General features: G+C 63.1%; 11 protein-coding genes. 6 read left to right on the forward strand and 5 right to left on the reverse strand.

Features of this window, described 5'->3' with window-relative positions; translation table 11 throughout:
- Positions 1-124: 124 nt before the first annotated feature.
- Both AC1VON_RS33125 and AC1VON_RS33130 read right to left on the reverse strand, forming a co-directional pair.
- Positions 125-745: a ribonuclease D gene (locus AC1VON_RS33125; protein WP_172348552.1), complete on the reverse strand. Its 621-nt coding sequence runs from the start codon at positions 743-745 to the stop codon at positions 125-127.
- Positions 746-823: 78 nt separating this feature from the next.
- Positions 824-2,209 carry a M20/M25/M40 family metallo-hydrolase gene (locus tag AC1VON_RS33130; RefSeq protein ID WP_172348551.1) on the reverse strand — a complete coding sequence of 462 codons (1,386 nt, stop codon included), beginning with the start codon at positions 2,207-2,209 and terminating at the stop codon, positions 824-826.
- A gap of 420 nt (positions 2,210-2,629) precedes the next feature.
- Between AC1VON_RS33130 and polA the strand changes: the two genes are divergently transcribed.
- Positions 2,630-5,587, forward strand: coding sequence for a DNA polymerase I (gene polA / locus AC1VON_RS33135; RefSeq protein ID WP_172352852.1), 2,958 nt, complete (start codon positions 2,630-2,632; stop codon positions 5,585-5,587).
- A gap of 203 nt (positions 5,588-5,790) precedes the next feature.
- Here the strand turns inward: polA and AC1VON_RS33140 are convergent, their stop codons facing one another.
- Positions 5,791-6,192 carry a Fur family transcriptional regulator gene (locus tag AC1VON_RS33140; RefSeq protein WP_172348550.1) on the reverse strand — a complete coding sequence of 134 codons (402 nt, stop codon included), beginning with the start codon at positions 6,190-6,192 and terminating at the stop codon, positions 5,791-5,793.
- Between the two features lie 245 nt (positions 6,193-6,437).
- On the opposite strand from AC1VON_RS33140, the gene AC1VON_RS33145 reads away from it, so the two are divergent.
- From AC1VON_RS33145 to amrB, 5 genes are all read left to right on the forward strand, one after another.
- Positions 6,438-8,639: a caspase family protein gene (locus AC1VON_RS33145; RefSeq protein WP_172348549.1), complete on the forward strand. Its 2,202-nt coding sequence runs from the start codon at positions 6,438-6,440 to the stop codon at positions 8,637-8,639.
- Positions 8,640-8,734: 95 nt separating this feature from the next.
- Positions 8,735-9,079 carry a hypothetical protein gene (locus AC1VON_RS33150; protein WP_483126187.1) on the forward strand — a complete coding sequence of 115 codons (345 nt, stop codon included), beginning with the start codon at positions 8,735-8,737 and terminating at the stop codon, positions 9,077-9,079.
- 54 nt (positions 9,080-9,133) lie between these two features.
- Entirely contained in the window at positions 9,134-9,850 is a 717-nt protein-coding gene (locus AC1VON_RS33155; protein ID WP_172348547.1) for a DUF4760 domain-containing protein, read from the forward strand.
- A 68-nt stretch (positions 9,851-9,918) separates the two neighbouring features.
- Positions 9,919-12,885, forward strand: a complete 2,967-nt coding sequence (locus AC1VON_RS33160) for a caspase family protein (RefSeq protein ID WP_246740902.1) — start codon at positions 9,919-9,921, stop codon at positions 12,883-12,885.
- A 59-nt stretch (positions 12,886-12,944) separates the two neighbouring features.
- On the forward strand, positions 12,945-14,609 hold the full coding sequence (amrB, locus tag AC1VON_RS33165) for an AmmeMemoRadiSam system protein B (RefSeq protein WP_483126188.1): 1,665 nt from the start codon (positions 12,945-12,947) through the stop codon (positions 14,607-14,609).
- Positions 14,610-14,630: 21 nt separating this feature from the next.
- Here the strand turns inward: amrB and AC1VON_RS33170 are convergent, their stop codons facing one another.
- Both AC1VON_RS33170 and AC1VON_RS33175 read right to left on the reverse strand, forming a co-directional pair.
- The gene (locus tag AC1VON_RS33170; RefSeq protein ID WP_483126189.1) at positions 14,631-16,436 is read right to left on the reverse strand and encodes an MORN repeat-containing protein; all 1,806 of its coding nucleotides are present in this window, start codon (positions 16,434-16,436) and stop codon (positions 14,631-14,633) included.
- 171 nt (positions 16,437-16,607) lie between these two features.
- Positions 16,608-17,702: a trypsin-like serine peptidase gene (locus tag AC1VON_RS33175; protein ID WP_483126190.1), complete on the reverse strand. Its 1,095-nt coding sequence runs from the start codon at positions 17,700-17,702 to the stop codon at positions 16,608-16,610.
- Positions 17,703-18,063 lie beyond the last annotated feature (361 nt).

Raw genomic sequence — 18,063 nt, forward strand, 5'->3', positions numbered from 1 at the left:
TTCCGGGAAGTGCGTAGCGGTATTCCGTCCGGAATCGCGAAGGCAAGTAATTCGAGCCGACAGAACGCGACGGCTCGCATCTGGTTCCCAACCGGCCGCTGGGCGCGGATCGTCGCGAAGGCGGTCAGCTGTGAGCGAAGATATCCTCTTCGTCCCAGCCCATCAGGTCAAGCTTGGCCCGCGTCGGCAGGAAGCGGAAGCAGGCATCGGCTTCCTTTGTCCGCCTGTCGCGCGCCAACCGCCCAGCCAGCACGTCGCGCAGCCGGTGCAGGTAGAGCACATCGGAAGCGGCATATTCGAGCTGCTCGGGCGACAGCGTCTCGGCCGCCCAGTCCGACGATTGCTGCGCCTTGGACAGGCCGACGCCGAGCAACTCGAAGCAGATGTCCTTCAGTCCGTGACGGTCGGTATAGGTGCGCGTCAGCCGCGACGCGATCTTGGTGCAGAACACCGGCTCAGCCATCACCCCGAAGGCATTGTAAAGCACGGCGAGATCGAAGCGCCCGTAGTGGAACAGCTTCGTCACGCTGCGGCTCCTGAGCAGGCTGACGAGGTTCGGCGCCTTCTTCTGGCCGGGTGCGATCTGGATGACGTCGGCGCTGCCGTCGCCAGGCGAAATCTGCACCACGCAGAGCCGGTCGCGATGCGGGTTCAGGCCCAGCGTCTCGGTGTCGATGGCCACCGCCCCGACATTGTAATGCGAAAGGTCGGGCAGATCATGCTTGTGGAAACGAATGTCGGCCATTGTCTTCTCCGGTCGCGGCGTATCCCGTCCTCGCCGCGATCCGGTGAAAAATCAACAGGAAAACGACTTTCCCGCCGCTCAGCGCGCCAGCGCGTCCAGAATGCGGGCCCAGGAGCGCTGACCCTTGTGGAAGGAGTTCAGCTCGTATTTCTCGTTGGGCGAGTGGATGCGGTCGTCGTCAAGGCCGAACCCGACCAGCAGCGATTCCATGCCGAGATAGGTCTGGAAGTCGCCGACCACGGGAATAGAGCCGCCGCTGCCGGTCGTCACCGCGGGCTTGGGCCATTCGTCGGACAGCGCATTCTTGGCCTTGGCCAGGAACGGCGAATCGTAGGAAAGCTGGATTGCCGGCGAACCGCCATGGGCGTGGAATTCGACCGAACAGTCGGCCGGGATGCGGTCTTCGACGAACTTGCGGAAGGCGGCGCGGATTTTCTTTGGATCCTGCTTGTGGACGAGGCGGAACGACACCTTGGCGGAGGCTTCCGCCGCGATCACGGTCTTGAACCCCTTGCCGGTGTAGCCGCCAATGATGCCATTGAACTCGGCTGTCGGCCGCGCCCAGGTCAATTCCAGCACCGAGCGGCCCTTTTCGCCTGATGGGATCGACAGGCCGACAGGCCCAAGGAAGGTCTCGGCCGTCTCGCCGAGCGTCTCCCAGGATTTCAGCACCTGCGACGGCGTCTCCTCGACACCGTCATAGAAACCCGGAATGGTGATGTGGCCATCCTTGTCGTGGATGTCGGCCAGCACCTTCGCCAGGATGCGGATCGGGTTGGCGGCGGCACCGCCATAGAGCCCCGAATGTAGGTCGCGGTCGGCGGCCTTCACCATGATCTCCTCGCCGACCAGCCCGCGCAGTCCGACGCAGATCGATGGCGTGTCACGGTTCCACATGCCGGTATCGCAGACCAGCGCGAAGTCGGCCTTGAGCTCTTCGGCATTGGCTTCGAGGAACGGTTTCAGCGACGGCGAGCCGGATTCCTCCTCACCCTCGAACAGGATGGTGATACGGCACGGCAGGCTGCCATGCACCTGCTTCCAGGCGCGGCAAGCCTCGACAAAAGTCATCAACTGGCCCTTGTCGTCAGCCGAGCCTCGCCCTGTGATCACCTTGTGGTCGGGTCCGACCTCCTTGATCGCTGGCGCGAACGGATCGTTTTCCCAGAGTTCGATCGGATCGACGGGCTGCACGTCGTAATGGCCATAGAACAGCACATGCGGCGAACCAGCCGGCCCGTCATGATGCGCAACCACCATCGGATGTCCTGGCGTGTTGCGCACGCTGGCATCGAAGCCGATCAGCTTGAGCTCCGCCACCAGCCATTCCGCCGCCTTGCGGCAGTCGGCGGCATAGGCGGGATCGGTGGAGATCGACTTGATCCTGAGCAGGCCGAACAGGCGTTCCAGGCTCTGGTCGAGATTCTGGTCGAGGCGGTCGAGGACGGGGGAAACTGCGGACATTTGGAAAGCCTTTCGATTCAGTGCCGGAACCGTAAAGGCAGAGCGGCGAAACGAAAAGCCCGGGACTATTGGACCACGGCCCGGAACAGCCGCCGCAAGATAAAAAAGACCGCCGTGGTGGAGGGGGAACCACGGCGGTCTCGTACTCGAAACGATGCGGCAGCCCGGAGAGGGGGGATAGGCTGCCGCAGTTGTCCGGGATAGGCGGGGGACGGGCCTTGCTCCGGACTTCGGCGAAAACTGCCGATGACGTGTATTTGGGTCTGTGAAGGTGGCGATTCAAGGGCATCAACGTTACACTTTTGTAACGTGCCCGTGAGCGGATTTGTATGACCCAATCTGTCAGGGTGTTGACGGAACCGATATCCGGCGATGTCTTTGGCATGGACCAAGCCATCGCGCCGCGCTATCCCTGCCGGCATGAAAAAAGGCGACCATCTCTTCCTCATCGACGGTTCCGGTTACATCTTCCGGGCCTATCATGCCCTGCCGCCGCTGACCCGCAAGTCCGACGGCCTGCCGGTCGGCGCCGTTTCCGGTTTCTGCAACATGCTGTGGAAGCTGATGCAGGATGCCCGCAACACCGATGTAGGCATTGTGCCGACGCATTTCGCGGTCATCTTCGACTATTCGTCGAAAACCTTCCGCAACGATCTCTACCCCGAATACAAGGCCAACCGTTCGGCGCCGCCCGAGGACCTGATCCCGCAATTCGGCCTGATCCGCCAGGCGACCAAGGCGTTCAACCTGCCCTGCATCGAGATGGAGGGCTTCGAGGCCGACGATCTCATCGCCACCTATTGCCGGCTGGCTTGCGAAGCCGGCGGCGACACCACCATCATCTCCTCCGACAAGGACCTGATGCAACTGGTCGGCGATACGGTCGGCATGTACGACCCGATGAAGGACCGCCAGATCGGCATTCCCGAAGTCATCGAGAAATGGGGGGTGCCGCCGGAAAAGATGGTCGATCTGCAGGCTCTCACCGGCGACTCCGTCGACAATGTGCCCGGTGTGCCGGGCATCGGCCCGAAGACGGCGGCGCAGTTGCTGGAGCAGTTCGGCGACCTCGACGGGCTGCTGGCCCGCGCCGGGGAGATCAAGCAGGACAAGAGGCGCGAATCGATCATCGCCAATACCGACAAGGCGCTGATCTCGCGCCAATTGGTGACGCTGAAGAACGACGTGCCGGTGACCGAGGGGCTGGACGATTTCGTCCTCCATGCGCCGGACGGGCCGAAGCTGATCGGCTTCTTGAAGACCATGGAATTCACCTCGCTGACCCGCCGCGTGGCGGAAGCGACCGGCACCGAGGCAGGCGACGTCCAGGCCGTCGCGGTGACCGTCGAGCGCGCCGACAACGCACATGGCCCCGATGTGGGCGCCGGATCGCCGGTTGTGGCCCGGAGCGGTGCCGAGACGGGCCAGGCCAACGGAGAGGCAACCGCCACACCGGACAAGGCGAAGCAAGGCGATACCCCTTCCCTGCTCTCGGCCCTGCGACTGGAGCGTGCGGCGGCCGGCAAGATCGACACATCAGCCTATCTCTGCATTCGCGATATCGCGACCTTGAAGGCCTGGGTCGCCGAGGCGCGGGAGGCTGGCGTCACGGCCTTCGACGTCCGGGCGACATCAGCCGATCCGATGCAGGCCGAACTGATCGGCATGGCGATAGCCACGGCGCCGGGCCGCGCCGCCTATATTCCCTTTGCTCACAAGAGCGGCAATGGTGACCTGCTCGGTGGCGGCACGCTCGAGAACCAGATTCTGCTTCGCGAGGCGCTGGCGGTGCTGAAACCGCTGCTCGAGGACAAATCGGTCCTCAAGATCGCGCAGAACCTGAAATACGACCTGGTCATCATGAGCCGCTACGGCATCGATGTCGCGCCGTTCGACGACACCATGCTGATCTCCTACGTGCTCGATGCCGGCACCCCGCATGGTCACGGCATGGACGCGCTGGCCGAGAAATGGCTTGGCCACACCCCGCTCCAGCTCAAGGACGTGACCGGCTCCGGCAAGAGCTCGGTCGGTTTCGACCAGGTCGACATCGACAGAGCGACCGCGCACGCCGCCGAAGACGCCGATGTGACGCTGCGGCTGTGGCTGGTGCTGAAGCCCCGGCTTGCCGCCAAGGGCCTGGTCTCGGTCTATGAGCGGCTGGAGCGGCCGCTGGTGCCGGTGCTGGCGCGCATGGAACAGCGCGGCATCTCCGTCGACCGGCAGATCCTGTCCAGGCTGTCGGGTGAACTGGCGCAAGGTGCTGCCCGGCTCGAAGAGGAAATCTACCAGCTCATCGGCGAACGCATCAACATCGGCTCGCCCAAGCAGCTCGGCGACATCCTGTTCGGCCGCATGGGCCTGCCCGGCGGCTCCAAGACCAAAACCGGACAATGGTCGACCTCGGCGCAACTGCTGGAAGACCTTGCCGCCGAAGGCCACGAACTGCCGCGCAAGATCGTCGACTGGCGCCAGCTCACCAAGCTGAAATCGACCTATACCGATGCGCTGCCAGGCTTCATCCATCCCGACACCAAGCGCGTCCACACCTCCTACGCGCTGGCCGCGACGACGACGGGCCGGCTGTCATCCTCCGACCCCAACCTGCAGAACATTCCGGTGCGCACCGCCGAAGGCCGCAAGATCAGGACCGCCTTCATCGCCGACAAGGGCAACCGGCTGGTCTCGGCCGACTACAGCCAGATCGAACTGCGCGTGCTTGCCCATGTCGCCGAGATCCCGCAGCTGCGGCAGGCTTTCGCCGATGGCGCCGATATCCACGCCATCACCGCTTCGGAAATGTTCAACGTTCCCGTGGAAGGCATGCCTTCCGAGATACGCCGCCGCGCCAAGGCGATCAACTTCGGCATCATCTACGGCATCTCGGCCTTCGGCCTCGCCAACCAGCTGTCGATCCCGCGCGAGGAAGCCAGCAATTATATCAAGAAGTACTTCGAGCGCTTCCCCGGCATCCGCGATTATATCGAGGAGACCAAGGCCTATGCCCGCGAGCATGGCTTCGTCGAAACGATCTTCGGCCGCCGCATCCATTATCCCGATATCCGCTCGTCCAATCCGTCGCTGCGCGCGTTCAACGAGCGCGCCTCGATCAACGCCCGCCTGCAAGGCACCGCAGCCGACATCATCCGCCGCGCCATGGTGCGCATGGAGGAAGCACTGGAGAAGGCCAAACTGTCGGCCCGCATGCTCCTGCAGGTACATGACGAACTGATCTTCGAAACGGTCGAAGCGGAAGTCGAGGCGACGATTCCCGTCGTGCGCCATGTCATGGAAAACGCGGCGATGCCGGCCGTATCGATGTCGGTGCCGCTGCACGTCGACGCCCGCGCGGCCAACAACTGGGACGAGGCTCATTAGCGCTCTTCGCTTCGTCATCCTAGGCGAAGCAAGGAGCGCAGCGACGCGGCGCAGACCCTAGGATCCATGCCGCGACGCATGAGCGTCGAGGCTGTGGAGATTTATTCTGCACCGCTGCAACCGTCGGAAATGTAACGGAATGGATCCTAGGGTCTCCGCTCCGCTTCGCGTTCACTCCGCCATAGGATGACGAAGCGAAGGTCTTAGGCAGCAGCCCGGCACTTGGCACACGTCCCGCGAAACTCGATCACCGCCTTCTTGGCGGCGAAGCCGGTCGAACTCACCCATTCGTTCAGCCGGTGGTCGACGTCGTGATCCGACATTTCGTTCACCTGCCCGCATGTGTCGCAGATTGCGAAGGCGGTCATCGAATGGCTGTGGTCGTGCGGTTCGGCGCAGGCGACGAAGGAATTGATGCTTTCCAGCCGGTGGACAAAGCCTGACTTCACCAGCGTGTCGAGCGCCCGATAGACCTGCAGCGGCGCGCGAAAACCGCGCTCGCGCAGCTGATCAAGCAAGGTGTAGGCGCTGAGCGGCCCGCTGGCGGTCTCGAGCTTCTCGAGCACGCACAACTGGTTTTTCGTCAGCACATCCCTCGCAGCCATGGTCCTGTTCCAACTTGTTCTGCGCCATCCCCAGGCTGTTTGCCGGTGCAAACGGCCCGATTCCATTCAGATAGCGACGAACCGTCGTCTTTGCTACTCTTCTGTTGTTGTCCAGGACCAATCGACGACGTTCCGGCACATTTGATGATGGCGGGCCTGATGGCGCGGCGACATTCAAAATACTGACAAAATCCTCGACGAGGGTAATCTCGCTTGGGAAATTCGATCGGGCTTGGGGAAGCAATATGATCAAATTGACACGCCGGACGCTGCTTGTCGGCACGTCGGCGCTGATGGCGGCCGGTGCGGTATCGTTCCGAGCATTGGCGGCATCGCGCACCTACCATGCGCTGCTGGTCGCCTGCACCGAATATCCTGCCCTGCCGCAGAGGAACTGGCTGATCGGACCGAAGAACGATGCCGGCCTGGTGCACGAGTATCTGCTGAAAAACGTGCCGGACCCGGTGCGGTTCGCGCCGGAGAACGTCACGCTGCTCGCCAAGGATGTGCCCGGTGCCAAAGATTTGCCGACCCATGCGGCGATCAAGGCGGCACTCGCCGAACTTGCGGCCAAGGTTCAGCGCGACGATTTCGTTTATCTGCATCTGTCGGGCCACGGCGCCCAGCAGCCTGAAATGGTCAAGGGCAACGAGACCGACGGGCTCGACGAGATTTTCCTGCCGGTCGACATCGAGAAGTGGGTCAACCGCGACGCCGGCGTGCCGAACGCGCTGGTCGACAATGAGATCGGCGACGCGCTCGACGCCATCCGCGACAAGGGCGCGTTTGTCTGGGTCGTGTTCGACTGCTGCCATTCCGGCACTGCGACCCGTGCCGCCGAGGTCGATGACGAGCTGGAGCGCAAGGTCGAATTCGCTGATCTGGTCGGCGGCGACGAGGCCGCAAGGGCGGCGGCCATCAAGACCTATGAGGACACGGTCGTAAGCGCATCGCGGGGCCTTGACGAGAATGGCGCGCGCAAGCCCGCCTTCAACCTGACGCCGACCGGCGGCGAGCCGATCACCAAGGGCAAGCTGGTCGCCTTCTACGCCGCGCAAACGGTGGAGACGACGCCGGAGATGCCGCTGCCCAAGGGTACGGCGGACGCGCCACGCTTTGGCCTTTTCACCTTCACCATCCTGTCGAAGCTCGCCGAAAACCCCAACGTCACCTATCGCCAGCTTGGCCAGGCGGTTCTGCAGCAATATTCGGCCGACAGCCGCACCCGGCCGACGCCGCTGTTCGAGGGCGAACTCGACGCGCGCGTCTTCGGCACCGACAAGACAGAAGCGGTCATGCAGTGGCCCATCGTCGTCAAGGATGGTGAGGCGACCATCGCCGCCGGGCTGCTGCATCGCCTGACGCCCGGCAGCAAGCTTGCCATCCTGCCCTCGGCACTGTCGTCGCTGTCCGACGCCGTCGGCTATCTCGAAGTGCGGTCGGCAAGGAACCTGGAGAGCCAGGTCAAGCCGGTCGAGTTCGAGAAGAAGCCTGCGCTGAAGCTCGCCGACATTCCCGCCAACGCCTATGCGCGGGTGGCGGAGATCGCCGTCGACTACAAGCTCACCGTGGCGCGGCCGGCCGCGACCAAGGGACTGGAGGAGGAAACCACGCTGGTCAATTCGGTTCTGGACGAACTGGCAGCAGCCAAGGAAACCGGTTTCAACATAGAACTGGTCGATCCCGGCAAGAGCGCCGAATTGCGCTTCGCCGTGATGCGCGAGAATGCCATTGCAGGCGCCGCCGGGGACGCCACCGACAAACCGGCGCTGTGGTTCTTGCCGGCGTCCGGCGACGTGACCTTGAAGGACGGCAGCAAGCCGCCTCTGGTCATCATCCATCGCGACGACCGCCAGAAGCTGGTCGACGCCACGACCAGGAATTTGCGCACCATCTTCCGCGCCACCGGCCTCTCGCGGCTGGCGGTGGCCTCCGACTACAAGCCCGAGGATGTCGACGTCCAGTTCCAGGTCAAGCGCCGTGACAAGGGTGGGCTCGAACCGTTGCAGGCTTCGGCGGTGCCGCGCGTCTCGCCCGGCGATGAGGTGCATGTGCTGGCCAAGAACAGCTCGGACCAGTTGGTCGACATCAACGTACTCTATGTCGGCAGCGATTATTCGATCACCCACATCGTCGCCGAGCGCCTGGCGCCGCGGGCCACGCTGGAGGAAGGGCTGCTCGCCTTCACCGACACCAGCTTCGGCATGGAGCGGATGATCGCGGTGCTGACCGAGGCGCCGCCGGAAAGCGAGAAGGAAGATCTGAGCTTCCTGGCGCAGGAAGGCGTCACGTCGATAACGCGCGGCCTCGGCCCCGCCAGCTTCTCCGACATGCTCGCCGATATCGGCATGGCGCCGCCGACCCGCTCGGTGATGCGGCTTGCCGACAAGGGCGGCCCCAAGGGCGCGGTGATGATCTTCCCAATGGAGACGGTGCCGCGCGCCTGAGCTCCGCCACCGGGTCGCACGGCCCTGGTGCCGGCTCTTGCGCGATTGGCGCGATATGAGAACATTCCCGGCCGCGGCCAGGAGCCAGCGACCGGATGAAGCAGATAGGATCGATTGTGACGAACTTTATTTTCTCCTGGCGCGGAACGGTTGCCGGACTTGCCGGCGGCCTGTTGCTGATTGCCAATGCCTCGGCTCAGGACAGCTGTGGCCTCTGCGCCAAGCAGGTGGTCATCAATTCGGAACTGGCAACGTGCTTCCTCGACCAGTACGACCAGTTCGCCAAGACCAGCAGTGACGCGGTGGTGGTCGATCTCTTCGAGCTGTGCCTCACGCGGCGTGGTCGAAGCCTTGCCGTCGCCCAACAAGGCGCCGGCGGAGCCGGATGTGCAGTTCATTGTTTCGCGCCCGCAGCTCGCATGCCTGAAAAAGCAGCTTGAGGCGCCGGGCATCGTGCTTGATCCGTCCGCCACCATCGAACTGGACAGCTGCAAATGAAGAAGCCGGGGGGCACGACAAACACGACAAAGCAGACACAGGCGGCCGCGCCCGCCAAGGCGCCGGAGGCGAAGCAGACGCTGCCGGAGACCACGGAAGGTTTCCCCTGGCCAAGCAGCCATGAGATCAAGAAGGAGAGCAATCCCTTCACCGATCGCGACTGGCGCATGCTCGTCTATGCCTGGTCCGGCATGCTGGTGCGTTTCGCCATCATCTTCACCCTGGCATTCTCGGTCTACCAGTTCCTGGCCAACCAGGAACAGAAGCGCGTCGAACAGACCATGTCGCTGGTCGAGCTCTGGGAAACCAAGGACTACCAGCAGGCGCAGCGGGCCTTGAAAGATCGTCTCTCTGCCCTCAACGCCAAATACGACAATCTGCTCAGCGCCAACCCCTCGCCTACAGAAGAACAGATTTTCCGGCAACGCATCGGCATCGAGGCGATGACAGCCTCCGGTGGCGATATGCCGCTTGCCGATTTCGGCGAGAATTTCGACCGCATCGTCTACTTCCTCAACCGTCTATCCTTTTGCGTCGATGGAGACCTGTGTTCGCGCAAGGTCACCGATGCTTATTTCCGTGACTATGCCGTCTCGTTCTGGAGTTATTTTGCCGGCTATATCGACAAGCAGCGCAAGGCGGGTTCGCCTACTTTCGCCACGGCGATCGAGGCTTATGTTCGCAATGGGCAACCGGCGGCTGAAGCCAAATAGCGATGGGAAAGGCCGGGATCAGCGTCCGCCTCATGCGTGCCTGCTGCTGGTTGGCCATGGCTGGAGCGTTGCTCACGGCCCCGGCCGCCCGCGCCGAGGACGACCCGGATTTCCACCTCGACCTCGATACCGGAGGCCATACGGCACGGATTGCCGACCTCACCTTCACTCCTGACGGCGAGGATCTCGTCTCGGCATCCGACGACAAGACCATCCGCATCTGGGATTGGCAGAGCGGGGTGACGCTACGCACCATACGCGGCTATCTCGGCAGTGGCAGCGACGGCAAGATCTTCGCGGTCACGGTCTCGCCGGACGGCAAGACGATCGCCGCCGGCGGCTATTTCGGCGCCGGCCTCGGTGACAAGCCGCCCTATGGCGACATCAGACTGTTCGACTTCGCCACCGGCAAGATCAAGGCCGTGCTCAAGGCCGCCGACTACGCGACCTATGATCTCGCCTTCTCTCCCGATGGCAAGACCCTGGCTGCCGGTGGTGGCGACGGCATCGTCTATCTCTGGCGGCTCGACGACAAGTCCGCGAACGGCTGGACGCTGGACAGGAAGCTCGATGCCGATTCCTGGCACATCGACAAGCTGGCCTTCGGCGCCGCGGGAACCCGGCTGGCGGCAACGACGACCGACAACGGCATCCGGCTCTGGGATGTCGCCAAGGGCGAGGAAATTGCCTTGCCTGATGAGGCCGAACAATTGCGGGACGTCAGCGTCCTGGCGCTGGCCGCCTCGCAGGACGGCAGCCTGTTCGCCACCGGCAGCAAGGACGGGCAGGTCCAGCTTTGGCGCACCGCCGACGGCACGCTGGTGCGCGCCATGCCGAAACAGGATTTCCTCATCGGCTCGCTGACTTTTGCAAAGGGGTCACGGCTGGTCGCATCCTGCGGCTATCGCTGTGCCGACAAGCACCGCTCCACCGTCTGGAACACCGACACCGGCGAGAAGCTGCTCGACTACAGCGGCCATGACGGCAGCGTCTATGCCAGCGCCGCCAATGCCGACGGCTCGCTGGTGGCGACCGCCGGCGGCACCCGCAATGCCATCCAGGTCTGGGATCCGGCGAACGGCGAACGCAAGGCCTTGCTGCAGGGTTTGGGCGAACCGGTGACCGCGATCGGCGTCGATCCGACAAACGGCGTCATCGCCTGGGGCAATGCCAACCCCTGCCCCGAGCGCGTGGCTTGCCCGGAGCAGCTGGGCGCATTGGACAAGAGGCTGGAACTGCCGACCACCGAGCGGTTCTTCGATGACCCTCAGCCCCTCATCGAGCCCGGCTCGTTTGCCCGTGCAGCACTTGCCGACGGCCAGTGGTCGCTGCACGCCACGGCGGGCGGCAAGGACGCGCTGGAGAATGCGGTGCTGGAGATCGCCAATGGCGGCAAGATGGTGCGCTCGATCGAGAACGATGCCACCAACGGCTTTGTCCATTCAGCCTTCACGCTGATCGACAACGGGCTTGGCCTGATCACCGGCGGCAATGACGGCACGTTGCTGGAATACAAGGCCGCGACCGCCAGGGTCACTGGTGAATTCACCGGCCATACCGGCGAAATCAATGCCATGGTCGCGTCGGAGAAGGCCGGCCTCCTGGTCACCGGCAGTGCCGACCAGACAGTGAGGCTGTGGAACCTGAAGACGCACGAGCTGATCGTGTCGATGTTCTTTGCCGGCTCGCAATGGATCGCCTGGATGCCGCAGGGCTACTATTATTCCTCCGACGAGGGCGACAAGCTGATCGGCTGGCAGGTCAATCAGGGCCGCGACCATGAAGGCCGCTTCATCCGCGCCGGCCAGTTGAAGAAATATCTCTGGAGCCCGGAAATGGTGCGCCGCGCCATCATCCTGCGCAGCGCCAAACAGGCGGTGAAGGAGATGCGGCCGGGCGTCGACAACGAGCTGCGGAAGCTCCTGCAGCGCAAGCCGCCGGAATTCGGCATCCGCCTCGCCACCGACCAGAGCAAGGTTCGCGACGGTTACGTCGCCGTCGAGATAACAGGCGCCAAGGAAGCCGGCACCGATGTCGCCGGCTTCTCGATCCTGTCGAACAGCCGCAATGTCGGCGACATCACCACGCGCTCGGCGGACGGCAACAGCACCATCGTCGAGGTGCCGGTCGAGGATGGCCAAAACACCATCCGCATCACCGGCACCAACGAGTATGGCTATCTGACCGAGCGCAGCGTGACGACGCTGGCGAGAAAGACCGAGAAGGCCGAGCCCAAGGGCAAGCTTTATGTCGCGGTCATCGGCGTCGACAAATATCCGTTCCTGACCGATGCCTGTTCCGGCCGCGCCTGCGATTTGCGCTACCCCGTCGACGATGCCACCGAATTCCTCAAGGTGGTCGCACAGAAATCGGCGCCCTTGTTCTCGTCGATGGAATCGCTGGTTCTGGTCAATCGCGAGGCGCTCGACGAGAGCCCCGACAAGGCCCAGCAGACCTACACGGTCGCCAGCGCCGACACCATCATGGAGCCGGATTCGCACACGATCGACGACCAGCTTGCCGATTTCCTCGACAAGCCCGGTGAGCACGACACCACCATCGTCTTCGTCGCCGGCCATGGCATCAACATCGACGAGGACTACTATTTCATCCCGACCGACGGCCGCAAACAGGATGCCGATCGCTGGAAGCGCTCCTCGCTTGTCGACTGGGGTGACATCCAGAAATCGGTCGAGCGGGCCAAGGGCATGCGCTTCATGCTGCTCGACACCTGCCACGCCGCCAACGCCTTCAACCCCCGCCTGGAAAAGGATGCGCAGGACGCACGCATCGTTGTCTTTTCAGCCACCGCCGCCAACAACACCGCCGCGGAACTGCCGGAGCTCGGCCACGGCGTCTTCACCTATTCGATCCTCGAAGGCCTGCGCGGCAAGGCAAGAACATCTGATGGTGGTGTGACGCTGTTCGGGCTTGCCGATTTCATTTCGCGCGAGGTGGTGCGACTGACCGCGTCGAAGCAGAAGCCGTTCTACTATGTCGGCGGCGTGGAGAACATCGTGTTGGCCGAGCCGTGAGGAGGTCGGGCCTGCGCCAAGGCACCCCCCTCGCGCGATCGTGGCCCGGTATCGCGGCAATGCTGCTATTCCTCCTCACGCTGCCTCTCCCCACCTTCGCCGCCCCTGTCGTCTGCCCACCCGGCGCAGAGAACTTTCCGCCTTTCTACGACGACGCGACGCTCTTCCGGGATGCCATCGCCAACGTCGCCGATGTCGAGCCATCCAACCAGCGGCTGACCGGCATCACGGTGCCGCATCATCTGCTGGCCGCCGACCTCGTGGCGCTTGGTTTCCGGGCCGCGTCCGGCTTCCGCTACAAGCGCATCGTCATCCTGTCGCCGGACCATTTCCACAAGACGCACAAGCTCTACGCCACCACGGCGCGCGGCTTCGACACCGTGCTTGGCCCCGTGGCTGCCGACAGCGATGCGGTGCGCATTCTGGAAGCACATGGCGACATGGTCGAAGAGTCCTGCCTGTTCGACAAGGAACATGGCGTGCGCGCCATGCTGCCGTTCCTGCATCACTATTTCCCCGAGGCGAAGATCGTGCCGGTGGCGATGTCGGTGAAGGCGAAACGCGGCGACTGGGACAGGCTGGCCGAGGCGCTCAAAGCCATCGTCGACCGGGACACGCTGATCGTCGAATCCACCGACTTCTCACACTATCTGCCGCAGCATGATTCCAGGCGTTTCGACCAGCAGACGCTGAACATGCTGGCCGCAGGCTCGCTCGACGGCATCGCGGCATTGCGCCAGCCCGATCATGCCGATTCCGTCGGCGCGCTCTACATCCAGACCAGGCTGCAGCGCGAATTGTTCGGCGCCCAGCCGCTGGTTGTGGCCAACGAGAACTCGCAGGAACACACGTCCGACTATGTCGAGCGGACCACCAGCTATGTGGTGGCGCTGTTCGGGGCCTTCGGCCCCGGCTTCAACAACCCGGCGCGGCCAAAGGACAGGATCTACTATCTCGCCGGCGACGTGAATTTCGGCCGCGCCATGAAGAAGATCCTGCTGCGCGACACCGTTGCCGACAAGATCGTCGACAGCATCCTGGCGCTGACAGGATCGCGGCCGCTGATCGTCAATCTCGAGGGTGTCATCCTGCCCAACGTGCCGGAAGCGATCGACGACATGACGCTGGCCATGCCGGAGGACCTCGCCACCAGCATGCTGAAGCGGCTGCATGTCGCCGGCGTCGGCCTCGCCAACAATCACGCCTACGATCTCGGCCCATCAGGCTATGCCGAGACGCTGCGCGCCCTGGACGCGGCCGGCATCCCGCATTTCGGCCAGGGAGAAACGCTGGCGCTTGCCGATCTGGATCTCGTCGGCCTCACCGACATCGACACCAACGGCTCGAAGAACACCGACCTCTTGACCCCTGCCTTGCTCGACCGGCTGCTGCACGACAATGCGCAGCGTCCGGTGGTCGCCTTCGTTCATTGGGGCCGTGAATACAAGACAGAACCGTCGCCGCGCGAGGACATGCTTGCCGACCGGATGCGCCTGCGCGGCGTCTCGGCCATTGTCGGCGGCCATCCGCATGTGTCGAGCGAGGCGGTCGTCTCGCTTGCCGGCGGCGATGTGGCCGAGGTCTATTCGCTCGGCAATTTCCTGTTCGACCAGAGCGCGCAACGCTCGTCAGGATCGATGCTGGAACTGCGGGTTTTTGCGCAAGGTACGATCTTCACCCGCCTGATCCCGCTGCCCAACTATTTCGAGATGGGCCGAAAGTAGCGCCCGACCAAGGTATATACGTTAGCAGCTGCCCATCTGGCGGGGCAGATAGCACGACGCCGGTTCGGTCCTGGTCTCGAACAGCGACTGCTTCGGCCGGAAATAGAAGAAGGTAACCGGCTTGCTCTCGCGCACGCTGCCGTCGGCAAAATGCGCGGCGATGCTGAAACGATGGATCGATGACATCGCCGACCACATCTTCAGCCGCGCCGTGTAGGCGCTGATATTCTTGTTGCCGCGCACCGGCATGGCGATCGTGTAGTCATGCTTGCCGATCGGGAATTCGATGTTCTGGTAGCGCATCGCTTCGGGGTTGCCGCCACCGCCATCTCCGCATTCGGCCATCGATTCGGGGATCTCGAAGACCGCCATGGTCATCTGGGCACGGAAGGGCTCGCTCTGCTGGAAGACATTGCCCTGGTCGTCGGCCCAGGAATAATCGAACTTGCCGATCGCGTTGAGTGTCATTGCCTGGTTGAAATTGCCGAGATAGTCGCCGACCTCGCCGAACTTGACCTTGTTGGTGAGCTGGCTGCGGCAGACATTCAGGCTGTCGGCCGAGGGACAGGAAAAACGCCCCGTCTCCAGGCTGGCCGTATCGACGCCGGCCTCGTCGAGCACGCTCTTGATCGACACGTCGACGCCCTCGCCGAAACCGCCGATGTCCTTGGTGAACATGCGGCTTGGCTGGCCGGTCGGATTGCCCTCCTCGTCCACGGTAGTGAACTGGATCGACATCTTCATGTCCCTGGCATCGCCCCAGCCATTGTTGATGATCGAGAAATCCGGCCTGAAGCCGATGCAGCCGAAATGTTCCGAGATCGACAGCATCGGCTTGCGATAGGCGTCGCTGGCGGCGACCTTCATTTCCAGACTGTCGAGCTTGACCCTGGACTGATCCTTGGTGCCAAGGTCGACTTCGGCAAAGGCCGGGCTATTCTCCCAGTCCGGACCGTCATAGACATTGCTGGTCTTGACCTGGCCGGTGCCGTTCCAGGCATCGTTGTAGAGGTTGTCCTCCGGATAGATCGCGATGTCCTCGTCGCGCACCAGATGCTGGTATTTCAGGTCGGCCTGCTGGGTCATGCGCTGATCGACCACAACGCCGATCTCGACCTTGTCGGCATCGCCGTCACCCGCCTGCGCCTTGAGCAGGCCGCCGACCCTGGCATCGGCCAGCACGTCGGGACGCGAGCCTCCGACCTCCTTGCCCATCACCCACTGCGATGTGTAGACCGTGCCGCCGGCGAGCCGTGTGGTGCCTTTGCCGTTCTTCAATCCATCGACAAAGGAGCCGGCAAAGATCTCGCCGGTTTTCGACAGCGACCGGCCCTCGCCATTCGGGACGCCGCCAATGAATTGGCCCTCATAGCGGTTGCCGTCGGCATCGACATGAATGCCCTGCCCGTGGAGTGCCCCGGCGGACCAGTGCCCCTCGAACACCTCGCCCGAGCGCAGGTCGAGCCGGCCCTGCCCCTCGGGCCGGCCGTTTCTGACGTCGCCGAAATAGCTGGAATAGACCGTCTTCGGGTCATAGCTCGCCGAGCCGCGCACCCGCCACACCAACCTGCCCTTGCCGTTGATGGTGCCGTCTTCGGCTATCGTCCGGTCGGGCGACAGGCCTGCCGCCGGCTCCCAGACGAAGTCGAGGTTCTTCTCCGGATGGAAGTCCCAGACACGCACGGTCCTGCGCAGCACGGAGCGTGTGTCGGCCTGATAGAGGATCTGCACCCGCTCCGCCCAGGCGCCGCCGACAGGGGCGGGATCGGCAAAAGCCGTCGAAAGCATCAACGCGCCCAGCATCGATGCGGCCACGACCCCGAACACTGCCCTTGCCCGCGCCATCCCCTTGAACCCCCTGGATGCCTCGCCCCCTTGGCAAGCCAAGCGTAATCGGCGAGCCTGCCTCGTGCAAGAGAAGCCCGTGCGGAGCGATCGGCACGAAAAAAGGCGACGGGTTTGATCCGCCGCCTCTTTTCGCGACTGCGCGAGCGCGTGTTATTTATACAGGCTGTTGATCCACTGGACGTTTGCGGCGTTCAGGCGCACGGCGGTATTCGCGTCGGGGCTTTCCGCCACGTTGACGCCGGTGATGATGCGCTGCTTGGAGTTGGTGTCATAGGCATAGACCGAGCTGCCGCTCGACCCCGGGAACGTATCGCAGTCATACTGGAAATATTCCGGAGCGATGTTCTCGGCATGCACTTCGCAGCTTGTCTTCCACATCGTGCCCATCGGCTTGTCGCCGGGGTAGCCGACGAGGTTGGCGGTGAAGTCGCCGAGATCGTCATAGTTGGCATAGCCAAGCCAGCCAAGGTTGGTGCCGACATCCTGCTTCAGCGTGATGATGCCCAGGTCCCACGGGATCACCGAGCCGTAATAGCCCTGGTAATTGTCGATGAAGCCCTGCAGCACATAGGCGCTTTCATAGGAGAAGGCACCGAAGGGGGCGTCGTCTGCAGTGCTGCCATTGAGGCCCGGGACGAACAGATATTCCGAGAGCCAGTCCTTGTCCTCATGGCTGTAGAGGCAGTGCGCCGCGGTGAGCACCGTGCGCGGGCCGATCAGCGTTGCCGAGCAACTGCCATAGCTGCCGGTCTTCGGCGATTTGGCTTCGAGATAGCCGATTGCCGAGAACGGATAGGTCTTGGTGCTCCTGACCTGCTCGCGATCATCAGGGCCGAAAACCTGACGGCCGGCTTCGCCTTCGCCGAGCCCGGGATCTTCGGTCTTGCGCTGGACCCCATCCGCTCCATTGGCCGGAGCGTTCAGTTCCTTGATGATGAGATCGCGCAGAGCTTCGCTCGGCTCGATCTTGATCTCCTTGCCATCGGCGGACCTTCCGACGATGCCATAGGATTTGACAGCCGTCGCCTCGTCAGCAAGCGGCGCGGCGCGGCTGTCTTCGTCGGTAAGCTTCGGCGTGGTGATCGGTTTTGCCCGACCGGCCTTGAAGTCTCCTGAAGATACATCCCGCATACTTTCGCCATTACCCGCACTGGCGGAGCCAGGATCGGCGGCGAAGACCGGGACCGTCCACATCGCGGTGGAAAGCAATGCGGACGCTATCATAAGGTTTGTCAGTTTTGTCATGGTGAGACTCTCCCAAAAGTCAGCAAGGACTGGATCAAAATACAGAAATATTGTCGAGATCGTGGTGACGCCGAAAAATGAGTTTGCTCGCCGGCATCCCCTGCGAGCGTTCTTCTAGGCTGTCATTTTCAAGGCCCCCGCCAAAAAAATTCTGCACGGATATACTGCCTAAAATAATCCAAGATTGGCAATGACAAATCGCTTCCACGTAGCCCGTGGGGGGCTATAGGATTTTGTGCGGGTTCTGCTCGCGGGCACGGTTAGCAAAAGTGGGATTCGGTTTTGTGACCGGTCGCGCACCGTTTCGATGCGGCGCGCGTGCGGATCGTTGAACCGGCAACACCTCCTTGCACAATGCCCG

The sequence above is a fragment of the Mesorhizobium sp. HAY1-8B genome, from assembly GCF_056868045.1.

Bases quoted from the DNA above. Each gene is read 5' to 3' on its own strand.
- amrB (WP_483126188.1), top strand. From the start codon at position 12,945: ATGCTGCTATTCCTCCTCACGCTGCCTCTCCCCACCTTCGCCGCCCCT.
- AC1VON_RS33145 (WP_172348549.1), top strand. From the start codon at position 6,438: ATGATCAAATTGACACGCCGGACGCTGCTTGTCGGCACGTCGGCGCTG.
- AC1VON_RS33150 (WP_483126187.1), top strand. From the start codon at position 8,735: ATGAAGCAGATAGGATCGATTGTGACGAACTTTATTTTCTCCTGGCGC.
- polA (WP_172352852.1), top strand. From the start codon at position 2,630: ATGAAAAAAGGCGACCATCTCTTCCTCATCGACGGTTCCGGTTACATC.
- AC1VON_RS33140 (WP_172348550.1), bottom strand. From the start codon at position 6,192: ATGGCTGCGAGGGATGTGCTGACGAAAAACCAGTTGTGCGTGCTCGAG.
- AC1VON_RS33125 (WP_172348552.1), bottom strand. From the start codon at position 745: ATGGCCGACATTCGTTTCCACAAGCATGATCTGCCCGACCTTTCGCAT.
- AC1VON_RS33175 (WP_483126190.1), bottom strand. From the start codon at position 17,702: ATGACAAAACTGACAAACCTTATGATAGCGTCCGCATTGCTTTCCACC.
- AC1VON_RS33155 (WP_172348547.1), top strand. From the start codon at position 9,134: ATGAAGAAGCCGGGGGGCACGACAAACACGACAAAGCAGACACAGGCG.
- AC1VON_RS33130 (WP_172348551.1), bottom strand. From the start codon at position 2,209: ATGTCCGCAGTTTCCCCCGTCCTCGACCGCCTCGACCAGAATCTCGAC.